The 18,249-nt window shown below is 69.3% G+C and carries 11 protein-coding genes; 10 read left to right on the forward strand and 1 reads right to left on the reverse strand.

The features are described 5' to 3' along the window. Nucleotides 1-65: 65 nt before the first annotated feature. From ACTWQH_RS11695 to ACTWQH_RS11705, 3 genes are read left to right on the forward strand one after another with little or no spacing between them, the layout of a single operon-like run. Entirely contained in the window at nt 66-2,471 is a 2,406-nt protein-coding gene (locus tag ACTWQH_RS11695) for a glycoside hydrolase family 3 N-terminal domain-containing protein (protein WP_443286382.1), read from the forward strand. Then, entirely contained in the window at nt 2,464-3,996 is a 1,533-nt protein-coding gene (locus tag ACTWQH_RS11700) for a family 43 glycosylhydrolase (RefSeq protein ID WP_443286383.1), read from the forward strand. Before ACTWQH_RS11695 ends, ACTWQH_RS11700 begins: the two co-directional genes overlap by 8 nt. A 44-nt stretch (nt 3,997-4,040) precedes the next feature. Continuing rightward, entirely contained in the window at nt 4,041-5,738 is a 1,698-nt protein-coding gene (locus ACTWQH_RS11705) for an apiosidase-like domain-containing protein (protein WP_443286384.1), read from the forward strand. A gap of 55 nt (nt 5,739-5,793) precedes the next feature. Here ACTWQH_RS11705 and ACTWQH_RS11710 read toward each other — a convergent pair whose 3' ends face one another. Next, nucleotides 5,794-7,143, reverse strand: coding sequence for a glycosyl hydrolase (locus ACTWQH_RS11710; protein WP_443286385.1), 1,350 nt, complete (start codon nt 7,141-7,143; stop codon nt 5,794-5,796). 503 nt (nt 7,144-7,646) lie between these two features. Between ACTWQH_RS11710 and ACTWQH_RS11715 the strand changes: the two genes are divergently transcribed. The 7 genes from ACTWQH_RS11715 to ACTWQH_RS11745 all read left to right on the forward strand — a co-directional run bounded on the left by ACTWQH_RS11715 (nt 7,647) and on the right by ACTWQH_RS11745 (nt 18,246). Further along, entirely contained in the window at nt 7,647-9,404 is a 1,758-nt protein-coding gene (locus ACTWQH_RS11715; RefSeq protein WP_443286420.1) for a tannase/feruloyl esterase family alpha/beta hydrolase, read from the forward strand. A gap of 760 nt (nt 9,405-10,164) precedes the next feature. Further along, nucleotides 10,165-10,848 carry an SDR family NAD(P)-dependent oxidoreductase gene (locus ACTWQH_RS11720; RefSeq protein ID WP_443286386.1) on the forward strand — a complete coding sequence of 228 codons (684 nt, stop codon included), beginning with the start codon at nt 10,165-10,167 and terminating at the stop codon, nt 10,846-10,848. Nucleotides 10,849-11,114: 266 nt separating this feature from the next. Further along, complete coding sequence (locus ACTWQH_RS11725) at nt 11,115-11,942, forward strand: carbohydrate ABC transporter permease (RefSeq protein ID WP_443286387.1); 828 nt, start codon at nt 11,115-11,117, stop codon at nt 11,940-11,942. Beyond that, complete coding sequence (locus ACTWQH_RS11730) at nt 11,939-12,763, forward strand: carbohydrate ABC transporter permease (RefSeq protein ID WP_443286388.1); 825 nt, start codon at nt 11,939-11,941, stop codon at nt 12,761-12,763. The genes ACTWQH_RS11725 and ACTWQH_RS11730 overlap by 4 nt, the downstream gene beginning before the upstream one ends. A gap of 53 nt (nt 12,764-12,816) precedes the next feature. Continuing rightward, on the forward strand, nt 12,817-14,088 hold the full coding sequence (locus ACTWQH_RS11735) for an ABC transporter substrate-binding protein (RefSeq protein WP_443286389.1): 1,272 nt from the start codon (nt 12,817-12,819) through the stop codon (nt 14,086-14,088). Nucleotides 14,089-14,235: 147 nt separating this feature from the next. Further along, complete coding sequence (locus ACTWQH_RS11740; protein ID WP_443286390.1) at nt 14,236-15,567, forward strand: GH1 family beta-glucosidase; 1,332 nt, start codon at nt 14,236-14,238, stop codon at nt 15,565-15,567. Nucleotides 15,568-15,615: 48 nt separating this feature from the next. After that, on the forward strand, nt 15,616-18,246 hold the full coding sequence (locus ACTWQH_RS11745; protein ID WP_443286391.1) for a family 78 glycoside hydrolase catalytic domain: 2,631 nt from the start codon (nt 15,616-15,618) through the stop codon (nt 18,244-18,246). The last annotated feature ends 3 nt before the right edge of the window (nt 18,247-18,249 follow it).

Raw genomic sequence — 18,249 nt, forward strand, 5'->3', positions numbered from 1 at the left:
CGCAAGTCCGGCCGCCTCGACTCATGCGGTCCGGCGTCATCACACACCGATAAGGAAGACGCACCGTGACGCTGTCCCATGACGACTACCGCAACTCCGGGCTGCCCGCCGACGTTCGGGCGGATCTCCTGCTGAAGGAGATGACGCTTGAGGAGAAATGCGGCCAGCTCACCTCCGTCCTGCCCTGGTCGCTGGTCAACGGAGACGGCTCCGACGCGGATGACGTCGAGGAGCCGCTCAAGCACCCACCCGGTCACGTCGCCGGGCTCTACCTGGACTCCCCGCGGCAGCTCGCGGACCTCGTGGGCCGCATCCAGCGGCAGATGGTGACGCGCACCAGGCTCGGCGTTCCGGCGCTGGTCCACGCCGAGGCGCTCAACGGCTTCGTCGTCGGCGGCCACATGGTGTTTCCGACCGGTACGGGGCTCGCCGCGACCTTCAGCCCCGAGCTCGTCGAGGAGATGACGGACCTCGTCCGCCGCCAGATGCGCCGCGTGGGCTTCCTGCAGGCGCTGTCGCCGGTGATGGACGTCGCCCTCGATCCGAGGTGGGGCCGCACCCACGAGACCTACGGCGAGGACCCGTACCTGTCGGCGGCGTTGAGCGTCGCCTTCACCCGCGGCCTTCAGGGCACGGACCTGTCCGCGGGCGTCATCGCCACCGCCAAGCACTTCCTCGGGTACGCCCTGAGCACCGGCGGCATCAACCTGTCGGCGTACGAAGGGGCCGCGCGGCAGACGCGGGACATGGTCGCCTACCCCTTCGAGGCCGCGATCCAGATCGCCGGACTCAGGTCGGTCATGAACTCCTACGGCGACGTCGACGGCATACCGGTGGGCGCGTCCAGGGAGGTTCTCACCGATCTGCTGCGCGACACCCTCGGGTTCGACGGCTTCGTGGCCTCGGACTACACGACCCTCGAGCACATGACCGGCCGTCAGCGCGTGGCGGCCACGCCTGGGGAGGCCGGGCGGCTGGCGATCGCCGCCGGTCTGGACGTCGAGCTGCCCAGCGAGTACGGCTACGGCGCGGTGCTCGCCGGCGAGGTCGAGCGAGGTGCCGTGGACGAACGTCACGTCGACACGAGCGCCCGGCGCGTGCTGCGGGCCAAGTTCGAGCTCGGTCTCTTCGAGAACCCGTATCCGCGGGAGCACATCGACGTGACCGCCGTCGCGGCCGAAGGCAGGGACCTCTCACAGCGGCTGGCCCGGCGATCCGTCGTGCTGGTCACGAACGACGGAGTCCTCCCCCTGTCCCCCGGAGCGCTCACCGTCGCGGTGGTCGGGCCGCACGCCGAGGCGGCCAGGCACCAGTTCCCCGCCTACAGCTATCCGGGGTGGCGGGAGATGACCATCGCCATGTCCCGGGGGGAGCTCGGCAACATGGTCGGGGTCGACCCCCGCATGGCCACGTGGAACGCCGAGCTGATTCCCGAGGTGGACCAGGAGGAGTACGTCCACGCCCAGTACGGAGCCCGCACGCTCGCGGAGGGGATCGCCGCGTTCGCGCGTGGCGTCCTCGCCGAACAGGGAAGCTCGCTGACGCGGCCGATGGGGCCGGACGCCGTGGAGCGGGCGGTGGACGCGGCGCGGCGATCCGACGTCGTCGTGCTCGCCCTCGGCGGGGCGAGCCTGCTCTTCCAGGGAGAGCGCACCGAGGGTGAGGGCAGCGACTCGGCGGACATCTCGCTGCCGGCCGCGCAGACCCGGCTGGCCGAGGCGGTGGCCGCCACCGGCAAACCCGTCATCGCCGTGCTCTTCCAGGGCCGCGCCTACGCCTTGCCCGAGGTGGTCCTGAACGCCTCGGCGATCGTGGTGGCGTCCTACGGAGGCCCGTTCGGCCCGGCGGCCGTGGCGGAGGTTCTCTTCGGCCGGGTCAATCCGAGCGGGAAGCTGCCGTACAGCATCCCGCGCCACTCCGGGCAGATCCCGGTGTATCACCACCAGAAGGCCGGCACCGGGTACCGGAATCCGCTGCCGCCCGGCGTTCCCCAGCATTACCTCGACATGGCGGCCACGCCGCTGTACCCGTTCGGGCACGGCCTGAGCTACGCGGACTTCGCGCTCGCCGATCTGGCGTGTGACGCGGAGATCGACACCGGCGGGGTCGCCCGGATCGGGGCAACGGTCAGCAACACGGGTGCCGTCGACGGCGCGACCGTCGTCCAGCTCTACGTCCGCGTCAACACCTCCGGTGTCACCCGGCCGGCCCAGCAGCTCGCCGGGTTCTGCCGCGTCGAGCTCGCTCCCGGGGAGTCCCGCGGGGTCACCTTCCATCTCGCGGCCGCACAGCTCGGGTACACCAACGCCGCCCGCGACTTCGCCGTCGAGCCCGCGAACGTCGAGTTCTTCCTGGGATTCGACGCGGACGACCGCCGCCTGGCGGGATCGTTCGAGCTGGTGGGCCGGATCCGGGTGCTCACGAGCGCGGAGCGGAGCTTCCTGTCCCAGGCGGTGGTCGAGCATGGCTGAGACGTCCGGGACGGCTGACGAGGGAGGGCCGCGCCCCCGGCGGCGGTCGCGCGGCGGCGCCGCCGAGAACCCCATCGTGCCCGGGTTCCACCCCGACCCGACGATCTGCCGGGTCGGAGCGGACTACTACCTCGCGCACTCCAGCTTCGAATACTTCCCCGGCGCGCCGATCTTCCACAGCCACGATCTCCTGGCCTGGTCCCAGATCGGCAACATCCTCGACCGGCGCACCCAGTTCCGCCGCGGTGAGGCGCGGCCCTCGTCCGGGATATACGGCTCGACGCTGCGTCATCATGCCGGGCGCTTCTGGTTCGTGACGACGAACGTCAGCGACTTCTCCTCCGGCCTGGTCCTCGTCCACGCCGACGACCCGGCCGGGCCATGGAGCGAGCCGGTGTTCGTCCGGGCCGCGCGAGGCATCGACCCGGACCTCTGCTGGGACGACGACGGACAGTGCTACCTGACCTGGAAGGCGATGAGCGCCTCCTTCGAAGAGGGAGAGATACAACAGGCCCGTCTCGACCTCGCGTCCGGCGAGCTGCTCGGTTCGCCCTACCCGCTGTGGCAGGGAAGCGGCCTGCCCGCGGCGGAGGCGCCGCACCTCTACCACATCGACGACTACTGGTACCTCTTCCTGGCCGAGGGCGGGACGGAGCGGGGCCACTGCGTCACCGTGGCACGCGGCCGCGCTCCGTGGGGGCCGTTCGAACCGTTTCCCCTCAACCCCGTCTTCACCCGCCGCAGCACCATTCACCCGGTCCAGAACGTCGGCCACGCCGACCTCGTGCGGACCGTGGACAGTGAGTGGGCGGCCGTCTACCTCGGTACCCGCCCGCGCGGATCGACCCCGGGCTTCCACGTCCTGGGCCGGGAGACGTTCCTCGCGGGCGTGGACTGGGCCGACGGATGGCCGGTCTTCGACGAGGGGCGCTTCGACCCGCCGCCACCGGCCACCGCCTTCACCGACGACTTCTCGGCGGCCCGGCTCGACGCCCGGTGGGTCGTCCCGGGCGGCGAACCCGAAAACGTCGGTGCGCGGCATCCGGCGGGTGGACTGGAGCTGCGGCACCTGCCCGACGGCCCCACCGGGCCCGGTCTGCTGTGCACGCGCGTCCGTGACCTCGCCTGGACCGCCGACGCGACCTTCGAGGGCTCGGGGCGGTTCCTCCTGCGGCTCGACGACCGTCACTGGTGCGGGCTGACGTTGGAAGACGGCCAGGTCCGCGCGACGGTGCGGGTCGGCGCCGTCCAGCAGGACCTCGACGCGGTCGCCGTCGTCGGGACCACGGTGGCGCTCCGGATCGCCTGCCTGCCACCCCGATCGGCACGCATGCCGCTGGGCGATGCCGGGCCTGACGAACTGGTCCTGTCCGTCGACGACGGTGACGGGCCCGTTGAGCTCGCGCGCCTGGACGGGAGATACCTCTCCACCGAAGTCGCCTCCGGCTTCACGGGCCGCATGCTCGCCCTCTGTGCAACGGCCGCGAAGGCCCGCGTGCTGTCCGTGGCGTACGAGCCGCGATGAACGCGAAACAAACCCGGACGATGAGCGCGCCTGAGGCGGGGAGCATGCGAACCGTCGCGACATGGAGAACCGCTGAGTTCTCCTTCGAGAGCCTCACAGACCATGCGAATCCCTACACCGATGTCCAGGCCCAGGCCGTCTTCACGGGTCCGGGCGGCATCCAGATACGGCGGCCCGCCTTCTGGGACGGCGGGCGCACGTGGAAGGTGCGCTTCGCCCCGACTCGTCCGGGCACCTGGCGCTACGCGCTGTCGTCCGACGACGCGTCCGACGGCGGCCTCAACAGCCCAGCCGGCGAGCTGCGATGCGTTGACGACCCGGAGGACGGCCACTCGATCTACCGCCGTGGCTTCCTGCGGCGGGGGCCGGGCGGCAGGTATCTGTCCCATGCCGACGACACCCCGTTCTTCTGGCTCGGCGACACGCACTGGCGTTTCACGCGGGAACGCTGGGACGAGGCCAACAAGCCACGCTGGGATTCCCAGTTCCGGGGGATGGTGGACCGGCGCGTCGGGCAGGGGTTCACCGTCTACCAGACGAATCTGATGATGTTCGACTGGTCCTCCGGCGCCAGTCCCTACTGGCTGGGAGGAGAGACGTTCGAGGAGATCGACGTCGGCTACTTCCAGGCCAACGTCGACCCACGGATCGCCTATATCGCCGGTCACGGGCTGGTCAACGCCATGGGTCTTGGCTGGTACGCCGTCGTGGACGCCGACCTGGCGGGTGTGAAGCGTTTCGCGCGGTACATCGTGGCCCGCTACGGCTCCTACCCCATGGTGTGGACCCTCGGGGGTGAGGTGGCGGGCTATGAGCCCGACCGCCGGGAGCAGCGGATCGACGCCTGGCGGGAGGTGGCGCTGGCGATCAGGGACGCCGACGGCTACGACCAGCCGCGCACCGCCCACGCCACCGCCGAACGACCCATCGCGCCCTACTACCAGGGCGAGGACTGGCTGACGCTGACGCTCCATCAGCACGGACACGGCGACTTCGACCTGAGCGCCGTCCACTACCGCGACCATCTGGCCGCTCACCCCGGGACGCCACTGGTGGAGGGCGAGAGCATGTACGAAGGGCTTCTCAGCGTGGAGTTCGCCGGCCGCCGCCCCGTCACCGACACGATGGTGCGGCACGTCGCCTACCGGGCGATGCAGTCGGGATGCTGCGGCTACACCTACGGTGCCCAGGGCTGCTGGAACGCCGCATGGGAGCGCGACGAGGGCAGGAGCATGTGGGGCGATCTCCCGTGGTACGAGGGGATCGACCTCCCCGGAGCGGACCAGCTGAGCCACCTGCGCCGCTTCTACGAGGACGTCGGCTGGTACCGGCTGCGTCCCTTCCCCGAGTGCTTCAGCTCGCCGTATGTCTTCAACAACACCATGTACGCGCCGCAGGTCACGGCCGACCCGGAGATGGAGACGGTGGTGATGTTCTTCGGAGAGACATACCGGAACGGCGAGGGACGGGCCATGCTGTCGCTGCTCAGGAGCACGTCCTACACCCTGCGGTGGTTCGACCCGCGGACGGGAGCGTATGCGACCGCTCACGAGCGGGCGCGGCCGGTCGACGGAAGACTGGCGCTCCCCGGCAAGCCGGACGGACGGGACTGGGTGCTCCTGGCACAGGCGGACGGAGAGGGCGGAGAGGGCGGCTCCTTGTCTCCCGGCTACCAGGTCAGAGGAGAAGCGCTCGATCCTCCGCCGCAAGCAGACGTGACTGACCGACCAGGCCGGTGTTGAACCGCGCCCAAGGCCCGGCCACCTCAGCGGTGGCCGGGCCCGGGCGGGCCGGATGTCAGCCGAAGTCGGGCAGCTCGTCGCGGGTGATGACGTAACTATGGTTGTAGACGTACCGCAGGTGGCTGGTGGAGTTGCTCACCGTCAGGTGGTTGCCGTGCCAGGTGTTGAACAGCACCCACCTGGCCCCGGAGGACTGCAGCCGAGCCGGATCGGGGATGGGGCCGTTCTCGTGCAGGGCGATCGGCCGGGAGGGTCCGACGATGGCGTACGTCCGGTCGAACATCGCCTTCAGGGGGTCGTAGTTGCCGTCACCGGCGTAGGTGTCGGCGCCGCCGATGTCCACGTACTGGCTGCCGGGGTAGAAGGCGCTGTTGGGCTCGCCGTTGAAGCCGTGCAGCCAGATGAGGTTGTCCAGGCCCTTGACGTTGGTCATGTAGTCGTAGGTGAAGCGCCACAGCCGGTTGTACTGGCTGCCGCCCTCCATGCTCCACCAGAACCAGGTGCCACCGGCCTCGTGATAGGGCCGCCAGATCACGGCCGCACCGGCGTTCTCCAACTGCTGGAGCTGGGCCGAGACGCCATCCAGACGGCCGATGAACGACTGGTACTCGGCCGTGCCGGGGGTGAGTACCCGGTTGATGTCGACCCGCTGGCGGGAGCCGTCGTAGCCGTCGGGGAAGGTGGGAGCGCCCATGTGGTAGCCGACCATGGGTATCCCGCCCGCGTTCCACCAGGCGATGGCCCGCGAGGCGAAGTCCGGGGAGTCGCCGCGGTCCAGGCTGCGGATCGCGGGGTATCTGCCGGTGTTGTTGTAGATGTGGTTCATCTCGTACTCCGGGCCGCCGATCCACGTGGATTCCTGCTGGCCGGAGAGGATGTGGTTGCCGTACTGGCTGCGGATGAAGCACAGCACCGCACGGGCTTGAGGACTGGCGTCGGGATTGACGGGCGATACGGTGCAGTCGCCCGGCGTGCCGCCACCGCCGACCGTCCACCGTTGGTTGGCCTGCAGGTTGCAGTTCCACAGGGCGACGCGGGTGCCGTTGGCGGTTGCCCCGCCGGCCACGTCCACACACAGGCCGGACTGTTCGCCCAGGATGCTTCCGTCGCCGCGAAGGGTGAAGCGCTGGTTGGCCTGGCCGTTGCAGTTCCAGATGACCAGCCGCGTGCCGGCCGCGGTGCCGCCGTTCTCCGCGTCCAGGCAGCGGGTGCCGCCGAACGTGCGCAGTGAGCCGCTCACGAACTCCCACTGCTGGTTGGCCTGGCCGTTGCAGTCGTGGATGCCGACCTCGGTGCCGGGCGTCTGGCTGTTGCCGACGACGTCCAGACAGCGGCCGGAAGCCGCGCTGACGAGCGTAGCCGGAGCGGCGCTGGCCGGCGCGGCACCGACCAGACTCAGGAGCATGGTCAGGGCCGCCATCGCGGCCCCGGCCAAGGACAGCCGCCCGCGGCCGGTGCGGGGGCCTCCTGCATACCGTCTTCGTTCTCGTGCAGGCGTGTCAGAAGTCATCGTTGTCTCCTTTTGACGGGAATACGGCTCGTTGGGCCCGCCTCGGAGCGGGCAGGGTGTGAGAGGAAGCCGGATTGCAACGTTGCAGAGGCTAGCGATGTGACCAGTGCCTGACAATCGCTGCCGACAAGATTTCTCTCTTGCGTGCGAACGTTGATCTAGCGTCCCGCGTCGCTGATCTGCTGCTTAACCTCGATTCGTCAGCGGTGTCGGTCGCTGATCGGTGCGATGATTCGCCCGTAATGCCCTTTGCCGTTGAGGGACGGGCCGTCGCGTGACGCCGCGGGAACCGACATCGACCTTCGTGCCGGGAGAGCGAGACTATTGACACGCCTGCCGACTGAATACAGTATTCAGCCGTCACCGATGCCCCGTGAGAGGTGGCTTCCTTGTCTACTGTGTCGTCGCGGCGGCCCGCGCCGCTCCCCTCCGATCCCACAGCCGGCCAGACCATCGGCACTCGTCGCCGCTCCATGCGGTTCCTGCGCGGCGCCACTGCCGCCCTGGCGGTGCTGGCAGCCATCTTGCCCAGCACGCCCGCGTCGTCGGTCGGTGCAGCGCAGACAGCGCCGGCCGTGCTCGATGCAGCCGGCGTCACCGGTTCCGACGACCTCGCCACGCTGGCCTCCCAGGTCGCGGAGCCCATCGGCGTCGCCCCCGTTCGCAGCTGCGGCCAGCTCGCCAGGGAGAACCTGGCACTTGACGACGATGCCCCTGCGTGGGTGGGCAGTGCCCAGGTTGTCGCGGCCTCGGACAGCATCGCCGAGCACTGCCGGGTCGTGGGCTACATCGAGCCTGCCATTCGATTCGAGGTCAACCTGCCAACGAGCACATGGAATGGCCGCTACTTCCAGACCGGCTGCGGCGGCTTCTGTGGCCAGGTCCCGGTCCATGGCTGCGCTGACGCCCAGCGACTCAACTTCGCGACGGCGGCGCAGAACATGGGCCATGACCTCACGGGGCTGGGCTGGAGCGCCCTGTGGGCGCGCGACCCAGGGCTGCGCGAAGACTTCGCGTATCGCTCGACCCACGTCACCGCGGTGGTCGCCAAGCGACTGATCGAGCTGTACTACGGCCAGCGCGCCGACCGCTCGTACTTCGGCGGCTGCTCCACCGGTGGCCGTGAGGGCCAGATGGAGGCGTCGCGCTACCCCGACGACTTCGACGGGATCGTCTCCGGTGACCCGGCGTACCCCCAGCGCCTGGGTAGCATTTTCAACAACTGGGTCGCGCGGCACGCCCTGCGCCCGGACGGCTCGCTGATCTTCAGCCAGGCCAAGGCGGCCTGGCTGCATGGGCAGGTTCTCGCGGCGTGTGATGGTGCCGACAACCTGACCGACGGCCTGATCGAGGACCCACGCAACTGCGCTTTCGATTTCGCCCGCCTGGCCTGCGCGAGCGGCGAGGATCCGGCCGGTTGCCTCACCGGCGAGGAACTCGCCGCGGTGGAGAAGTTGTACGACTTCCCGCGAAACAGCAAAGGCCGGATCCTCTACCCCGGGCGGGTCGAGCCCGGCTCGGAGATGCAGCTCGCCGACGCCTCCTGGCTCGGTGGACAGGCGGCGTTTTCTGCGGAGTGGCTCCGCCACGCCGCCTTCCAGGAAAACCCGCCCGGCGACTTCAACCTCCGTGACCTCGACTACAACCGTGACCCGGCCGAGCTGCGCGAGCTGCTGCCGCTCTACGATCCCGAGCCGGACTTGCGCGACTTCCGACGCGCCGGCGGCAAGATGCTCGTCTACCACGGCTGGGCTGACCTCGGCGTGGCGCCGCTGGAGCAGATCGACTACCTCGCCGAGGTCCGCGAGCGGATCGGATCGCGGACCGGCGACACCGTCCGGCTGTTCCTGGTACCCGGCATGCAGCATTGCCGTGGCGGCGTCTATCCCGTCGATGGCCTCGATCTGATCGAACAGGGCCTGCTACGGGTGGTGGACTGGACCGAGAACGGCGTGGCGCCCGACCGGCTCGTGATCGGCTACGGCGCCGAGGGGACTCAGGAAGGTGGGCCGGTCGTCCGCACCCGCCCTGCCTTCCCCTATCCGCAGGTCGCACGTTACGACGGCTCAGGCAGTACCGACGACGCGGCGAACTTCGTGCCCGCAGCGCCGCTGGTCGACCACACCGGCAGCGAGGACATCGCCTGGAGGTGGTGAGCCACCCACCCCCTGCCGGGAGTCGCTGTGTGGCTACCGGACAGGTAGGGACTACCAGCGCCGCAGTGAACAGATTGGGGCGCAGCCAAGAACCCTCCCCGGCCGGAAGACCTTCCGGCCGGGGAGGGTGAGCTGTTGGGCTACCGCGAACGCGACCCACATCCGAACCTTCAGGTCGGTCTGGTCGGTGTTCATGGGTTCGTCGTCTCCTCCGCATCTCGTCCCGGCTCTCGTCGCCTGGAGACGTCGACCGGGGCCCGTCAACCAGGGCTCGCGGCGCTTCCCCGTCCGGCGCCAGACAGGCATGAGGTCGGCCCGGATGCGATCCGAAGGTTAGACCTGCGTTTCAAGAGACGAAATTTGTTCCCGCGCACGTCTTCCCGTCTGGGCGAGGGTTGGCTAGTGTCGCCACAAGTTCCAAGATATCGATCACTATTCCATTAATTGGAATGCAGGGTAGGGAGGGTGGTGACGATGCGTCGCAGCGCTCTCCGGTACGGCGGACGCTTCGCACTCGGCCGTGACATGGAGGTGCGACACGCCAGCTACACCCGGCACTCTGCCAATGCCCGCATCGGCTCAGGCGCGCCCGTCGCGCCCGAACCGCTGCGAAACGGACCGGGAACCCAGGCACCCCCCGGCGACATGATTCGCGGCCGACGGCTCGACGCGGAAATCCCGGCAAGCAGGCCCCACCGTCGGCTCCAGCAGCGACCAGCAGCCGCGCGAGATTCCAGTGACTCCCCCAGGAACGGACACCATGATCCCTTCGCGCACCGCGCTCATCACCGGAGGCGCCAGCGGCCTGGGCAAGGCCACCGCTGCCCGGCTGGAACAGGAAGGCGTCAGGGCCATCACCCTCGACATCGCCGAGGGGGCCGACATCGTCTGTGACGTCAGCGACCCGGCAGGCGTCCAGGCGGCCGCCGACGAGGCCGGCCCCATCGACATCCTGGTCAACTCGGCCGGGATCGTCGGGCCCAACGCTCCTCTCTGGGAAATCCCCGTGGAGGGCTGGTGGAAGGCGTTTGACGTGAACGTACACGGCGTCTTTCACACCTGCCGCACCTTCGTCCCCGGTATGCGTGAGCGGGGCTGGGGACGCGTCGTGAATATCGCCAGCATGGCCGGCAAGGACGGAAACCCGAATATCTCGTCGTACTCGGCCGCGAAGGCCGCCGTCATTGGGCTGACCAAGTCGCTGGGCAAGGAACTGGCCACCAGCGGAGTGCTGGTGAACGCCATCGCCCCGGCCGTGATCGATACCCCGATGAACGCCGCCACCCAGCCCGAGACGCTGGCCTACATCACGAATCTCATCCCGATGGGCAGGATCGGCCGGCCGGAGGAGGTCGCCGAGTTGGTCGCGTGGCTCGCCTCCGACAAGGTCAGCTTCTCCACCGGCGCCGTCTACGACATCAGCGGCGGCCGTGCCACCTACTGACCACCACACGTCCCCAGAAAGCCCCGCGAAAGGCGGTTCACCATGGGCCCGGCCCGGAGTCGGCGAGAGCGAGGTCCCGGACACCGGCATGCAGGTCATCCACCTGTGCTCGCCGAATTCAGGACGCACCGCATGCCGTGCGGAGGAAACCGATGACGACGACGGCCCTGAAATCCCGGACGCGTCGCCAGGAATCCGAGGTCCGCATACCGGCCAGGCGTCGAAGCGTCGGCCGGAGCCTTTGGTGGTTCGTCCTTCCCGCCCTGGTGTTCTACCTCTACGTGGTCGTGGTTCCCAGCGCCCGGGGCATCTACATGTCCTTCACCGACTGGAGCGCGTACTCCACATCCCGGGACTTCGTGGGGCTGGACAACTACCGGACCATCCTCGACGGAACGTCGGGGGACGCCCTGGTGCGCACGGTGGTCATCGCGGCCGTGACCATGGTCATTCAGAACATGGCGGGCCTCCTGCTGGCGCTCGTTCTGAACACGCGGCTCCGCGGGCGGAACATGCTGCGGACCCTGATCTTCGCGCCGGTCATCGTGTCACCGCTGGTGTGCGGGTACCTGTTCAAGTACATCTTCGCCCCGCCCGGGATCGGCGCCGCGAACGACTTCCTGGGAGCAGTGGGGCTGGACGGGTTCCAGCGTGCCTGGCTGGGCGAGCCGGGATCCGCACTCACCGTCGTGATCATCGTCATCTGCTGGCAGTTCGTCGGCATATCGATGGTGGTCTACCTCGCGGGACTCCAGTCGGTGCCGGCAGAGATCCTGGAGGCCGCGGCCATCGACGGGGCCGGCGCGATGCGGCGCTTCTGGTATGTGGTCCGTCCCCTGCTGGCGCCGGCCATCACGATCAACCTGATGCTGAGCCTGATCGGCGGCCTGAAGGTCTTCGACCAGATCTATGCCACCACGCAGGGAGGACCCGCCGGCCAGACCGAGACGATCTCCACGTTGATCTACAAGCAGTTCTCGACGCTCGGGGCCTACGGCCAGTCGGCCGCACTGGCCGTCACACTCGCCATCGGCGTCGCGGTCCTGTCCCTCCTCCAGTTCGTGGTTCTCCGCCGGCAGGAGCGCAACGCATGAAGTCCAGTCGGCTGGGTGGTGCCATCAACCACGTCTTCGCCTACGGCAGCGGGCTGCTCTTCGCCCTGCCGGTCTACATCCTGGTGAATCTCGCCGTCCGGCCCGTCGACGACCTGTCGTCGGCATTCGCGCCGACGACCAGCCCCACAACCGATAACTTCACCCAGGCATGGACGGAGTCGAATCTCGGCGCCGCCCTCGGCAACAGCGTGATGGTCACGGCGGTCTCGTGCCTCGCGATCGTCGCGCTCTCCACGATGGCGGCCTATCCGCTGGCGCGGTCGATGGCCAGGCTGTCGAACGCCACCTTCTACTTCTTTCTCATGGGACTGCTCCTGCCCTTCCAGGTGGCATTCCTCCCGCTCTACCTGATGATGCGGGATCTGGGACTGCTCGGGTCGCTGTGGGCACTGATCATCTTCTACACCGGACTGCAGATGCCGTTCTCGATCTTCCTGGTGACCACGTTCCTGAGGTCCAGCGTTCCCCAGGAGTTCGAAGAGGCCGCTCGCATCGACGGCTGCGGGGATATCCGCGCATTCCTCCACGTCGTCGTCCCCCTCCTTCGGCCCGTCCTCGGCACCGTGGTCATCCTCAACGCCGTGGGTATCTGGAACGACTTCTTCACCCCACTGCTGTACCTCTTCGGCAGTGACCAGATGACGGCTCCCGTCGCACTCTTCCAGTTCGTGGGCCTGTACGCGACCGACTGGCCGCTGATCTTCGCAGGGCTCACCATCTCGATGATTCCGGTCCTCCTTGTCTTCCTCATCTTCCAGCGCTACGTGATCCAGGGATTCGCCGGCGGCCTCAAGGGCTGAGACATCGTCGAGCGAAAGCCTCGAGAAAACCCGCACATCCAACGGAGAAAACGATGAAGATTCCAGCAAGAACGGCGGTGGGATTCCTCCTGGCCGCCGGTCTCACTCTCACCGCGTGTTCCACGAGTTCGAGTGGCCCGGACGCGAATGCCCCCTCGGACGGCAGCGTAGGCGGCACCCTGACCGTCGTCTACGACTCGACATTCAAGACCGCCCTCGAACCGGTGGTCGAGGCGTTCGAGCAGAAGTACCCCGGGACGACCGTCGACGTCAACTACATCGGCGGTGACGTGGAAAATCTCATGTTGACACAGATCCAGGCCGGCACGGCACCGGACGTGTTCCTCACCTTTCCGGGGAGCGGAGAGACGATGACCATCGAGTCTCTCGCATCTCAGGGTTACCTGCTCGACCTGTCGGATTCTCCGTGGGTGGCCGACATCCCGCAGGCGTTGCAGGAGGATATGGAGTACCAGGGGAGGACGTACGCCTACCCGGGGACACTGCAGGGATTGGGGGGAGTCTACAACAAGACCAGGCTGCAAGAGCTGGGGCTCGAGATTCCCAGGACGTGGACCGACGTACTGGAGCTGTGCGAGAGCGCCAAGGATGCGGGCGCCTACGCCTACGCCCAGGCGCTCAATGACCCCAGCGGGCCGCAGATGCTCTACTTCGCCCTGACGGGCACCCTGCTCTACGGGCCGAATCCCGACTTCGCCACGCAGCTCCAGGAAGGGCAGACCACCATCCCCGACTCGCCGTGGAGGGTGGCTTTCGAGAAGTACGCGGAGATGAACGACGCCGGGTGCTTCGGAGAGGGCGTCCTCGGCCGGTCGGCAGCCCAGTCGTACAACGAGGTGGCCGCCGGAGCGGCACTCGCCCTCGTCAGTGTGGGCGCCAACCTCGCGCCCATCCAGGAGGCGGCGCCCGACAGCGAGTTCACCGTCGCCGCTCTGCCGGCCACCGACAACCCCGACGACACCTACTTCACCGCCCTCCCGGGATACACGCTCTCGGTCAATGCGGAGGCCAAGAACCCGACCGCCGCCGAGGCGTTCCTCGACCTGCTCGCGGAACCCGAGCACATCAACCAGTACGCCGAGGGCTTCGCGAGCGTCCCCGCGATTCCCAACGACAGCTTCACCCCGCCCGCGACGCTGGAGGAGTTCAACGAGGCCGTCGCCGAGGGAAGGACCGCCCAGCTCGCCAGCTGGCCGAACCCCAGCGTCAACGACGTGGCGCAGCAGGGCGTGCAGGCGCTTCTCCTCGGCGACGACACCGTCGACGGCGTGCTCGAGGAGATGCAGGAGGCGTACGAGAGCTAGCCCGGGGTCGTCTCGTCAGCGCCGGGTCACGTCGCTGGGCTTCGACTCCGACGGTGGGCACGGACCGCGTGCTCGCCGGCGGACGGTCCCACCGGATCGCCTTGGCAACCCGCCCCCGGGCGTACAGACCATTCGGCAAGGAGAAACATGGCCTTCCCCTCTGACTTCCTCTTCGGCACCGCCACCAGCGCGTTCCAGATCGAGGGCGCCTGGAACGAGGACGGCAAGGGCCCCTCGATCTGGGACACCTTCGGGCACACGCCCGGCAAGGTGTACCGGGACGTCCCCGCTGATGTGGCGGCCGACCACTACCACCGCTACCGGGAGGACATCGCACTGCTGCGGGAGCTCGGCGTCGGCTCCTATCGGTTCTCGATGAGCTGGCCGCGGATCCTCCCCGAGGGCACGGGCCGGGTCAACCGGGCCGGGCTGGACTTCTACCGCCGACTCGTCGACGAACTGCTCGAAGCCGGCATCTCCCCGCTCGCCACCCTCTATCACTGGGATCTGCCGCAGGCGCTTGAGGACCGCGGCGGATGGGCCAACCGTGACATCGCGCTCTGGTTCCGCGACTACGCGGCCCTGGTGTTCGAGGAGTTCGCGGGGCTGGTGCCGCGGTGGGCCACGCTCAACGAGCCGATCTCGATGTGGGTGGGCTACGGCATGGGCACGTTCGCCCCCGGCCACGCCGACCCGCGCCTGGGCAAACAGGCCATGCACAACGCGCTGCTGGCACACGGCGAGGCGGTGCGCGCCTTCAGGGAGCGGGACGCTCCCGGAGCCGAGATCGGGATCGTGGTGGACATCTGGAAGCGGCATCCCGCCACCGACAATCCGGCCGACCAGGCGCTCGCCGACCGCGACGAGGACGACTCCTTCCGCTTCTTCTTCAACCCGCTCCTCAAAGGGGCATACGGCGAGCGGATCGTCGAGCGGCTCACCCCCGAGGGCACCATGCCCGACGTCCTCGACGGCGACCTCGAACTGATCGCCTCCCCGGTCGACTTCCTCGGCCTCAACGTCTACTCCCGTGTGGTCGTCAGCGCCGAGAACGACAACCCGATCTGGTGGGAGAGCGACAGCAACCGCCTCGGCGGGAACTTCCTCGACAACGGCCTGGAGTTCTACCCGAGGGCCGCCTACGACGCGATCCGGCTGGTGCGGGACGAATACGGCTGGCAGGGCCCGGTGTACATCACCGAGAACGGCACGGCCGACGCCGACGACGCCGACCCGATCGACGACCAGGAGCGCATCCGCTACGTCCGCGGCTTCCTGGAGTGGATCGAGCGCGCGGTGCGGGAGGGCGCGAACGTCCGCGGCTACTACCTGTGGTCCCTGCTGGACAACTACGAATGGAACGCCGGATTCAGCAAGCGCTACGGCATCGTCCACGTCGACCCGGACACCCTCAAGCGCACTCCGAAGGCGTCGTTCGCCTGGTACCGCGACGTGATCTCCCGGCGAGGTGTGGCATGACCCTTCTCCACCCGTTGCCCAACCCGCTGATGACGGAACGGAACTGACGTGGCCACGACGACCGCCCCTGCTCACCTGCGCGTCGAGCACCTCGACGAAGCGCTCGGCATCTGCCTCGCCCGGCCCCGGCTGTCCTGGCTCCTGCCTGCGGACACCGCCCGGCAGACGGCGTACCGGATCCGGACGGACAACGGCTGGGACAGCGGGCGAACCGAGTCCGCCGACAGCCTCCTGATCCCGTACGCGGGGCCTGAGCTGCGCTCCGCCGAACGCGTCGCGTGGCAGGTCAAGGTCTGGACCGACCGGGGCGAGAGCGGCTGGTCGGCACCCGGGGTCTTCGAGACGGGCCTGCTCGGCGGCGGTGACTGGCAGGCCAACTGGATCACCCCGGGCGTATATCCCGGGGGGCCGCCGGGCGACCGGCCGGCGACCCTGCTGCGCTACGAGTTCGACGTGGCGGCTCCGGTCGTCTCGGCACGGCTGTACGCGACAGCCCACGGCGTCTACGAGGGCTTCCTCAACGGCGCACGGATCGGGGACGCCGAGGTCACGCCGGGTTTCACGCAGTACCGAACCCGGCTGCAGGTGCAGACCTACGACATCACTTCCGGGGTGACGCGGGGCCGCAACGCACTCGGCGCCATCCTCGCGGACGGCTGGTACCGCGGCCTCATCGGATACTTCCGCCTCGCCGACCAGTGGGGCGACCGGCCGACACTGCTGATGCAGCTCCGCCTCACCCACGCCGACGGCACGGTGACCGTGCTGGGCACCGGCCCGGCGTGGCGCGGCACGCAGGGGCATGTCACGGCCGCGGACCTGGTCGCCGGAGAGCGCTGGGACCTGCGGCGCCTCCCGCGCGGCTGGTCGCGGCCGGGGTTCGACGACGCGGCGTGGCTGCCCGTCGCGACCGACCCGCGAGGCTTCGAGCAGCTGGTCGGCTCCCCCGCGCCGCCCGTGCGCCGGGTCCAGGAGCTGACGCCCGTGTCGGTGCGCCGGCTGGACGGGAACCGGCAGATCGTCGACCTCGGCCAGAACATCAACGGCTGGGTGCGGCTGTCCAGGCTGGGCCCGGCGGGGACCACGGTCCGTCTCGTCCACGGCGAATGGCTCGACGCCTCGGGGGACGTCACGACCGGCAACCTCGCCCCCGCCGTCCCGGAGCCCAAACCGGCCGGGCAGGTCGACCAGGTGACCTCGGCGGGAGTGACCGGGGACGCCTTCGAACCGCGGCGCACCACCCACGGGTTCCAGTACGTCCGGATCGAGGGCCACCCCCAGGACCTGACACCCGATGATGTCACCGGCGTCGTGGTGCACACGGACCTGCGGCGCACCGGCTGGTTCGCCTGCAGCGACGACCGGATCAACCGGCTGCACGAGGCGGCCGTCTGGAGCCTGCGGGGCAACGCCTGCGACATCCCGACCGACTGCCCGCACCGGGAACGGGCCGGCTGGACCGGCGACTGGCAGCTGTTCGTACCCACCGCGGCGTTCCTGTTCGACGTGGCCGGCTTCTCCGCGAAGTGGCTGCGCGACGTCGCGGCCGACCAGCGGCCGGACGGAACCGTCGTCCACTTCAGCCCCTACGCCCCGGACGAGGCACACAGCATCGTCAGCCACCTGGGCGGCTCGGCCGGCTGGGGAGACGCCGCCGTGATCGTGCCCTGGGAGGTGTACCGGGCGTACGGCGACACCGGGATCCTGGCCGAATCGTGGCCGATGATCACGGCCTGGCTCAACCGTGTCGAACGCGTCGCCCGCACCGAGCGGCACCCACGGCGCGCGGCCACCCGGCCGACGCCCGAGCCGCACGAGCGGTACCTGTGGGACGCGGGCGCCCACTGGGGTGAGTGGCTCGCGCCGGGCGAGGAGGTCACCGACCTCGACAGCCACGCACGGCGCGACCACGGTGACATCGCCACGGCCTACTACGCGCACAGCACCGGCCTGGCCGCCCGGATCGCCGGCATCCTCGGCCGCGCGGACGAGGCAGAGCGTTACCGCACGCTGAGCGACCAGATCCGCGCGGCGTGGCAGGCCGAGTACGTCGGGCCCGACGGACGGCTGACCCCGGACACCCAGGCCAACCACGTGCGGGCGCTCGCCTTCGGACTCCTCCCCGGCCGGCTGCGGCCCAAGGCCGCGGCCCGTCTCGCCGAGCTGGTGCGGCAGGCGGGCACGCACCTCGGCACCGGCTTCCTCGCCACCCCGTACCTGCTTCCCGTGCTCGCCGACACCGGTCACCTCGACCTCGCCTACGACCTGTTGCGGCAGGACACCGAACCCTCGTGGCTGGTCATGATCGACCGCGGCGCGACCACCGTGTGGGAGAACTGGAACGGCGTCACGGCCGACGGAACGGTCAACGCGTCCCTGAACCACTACTCCAAGGGCGCCGTCGTGTCGTTCCTGCACCGCCACGTGGCCGGCATCGAACTGCTCGACGAGGCGCCCGCGTACCGGCGCTTCCGCGTGCGGCCACGCCCCGGCGGGGGCCTGACCTGGGCGGAGGCCGCCCACGAGTCGCCCTACGGGCGGATCGAGGCCGGGTGGCGGTCCGAGGGGGGCCACCTGCACCTGCGCCTGGTGGTGCCCGCGGGGACGGAGGCGACGGTGGTCCTGCCCAGCGGCCGGCACGCGACCGCCGCCCCGGGCACCCACACCTTCACCGACTGACGC

Origin of the sequence: Streptomyces sp. 6N223, from assembly GCF_052246635.1 — a bacterium.
Classification (GTDB): Bacteria; Actinomycetota; Actinomycetes; order Streptomycetales; family Streptomycetaceae; genus Streptomyces.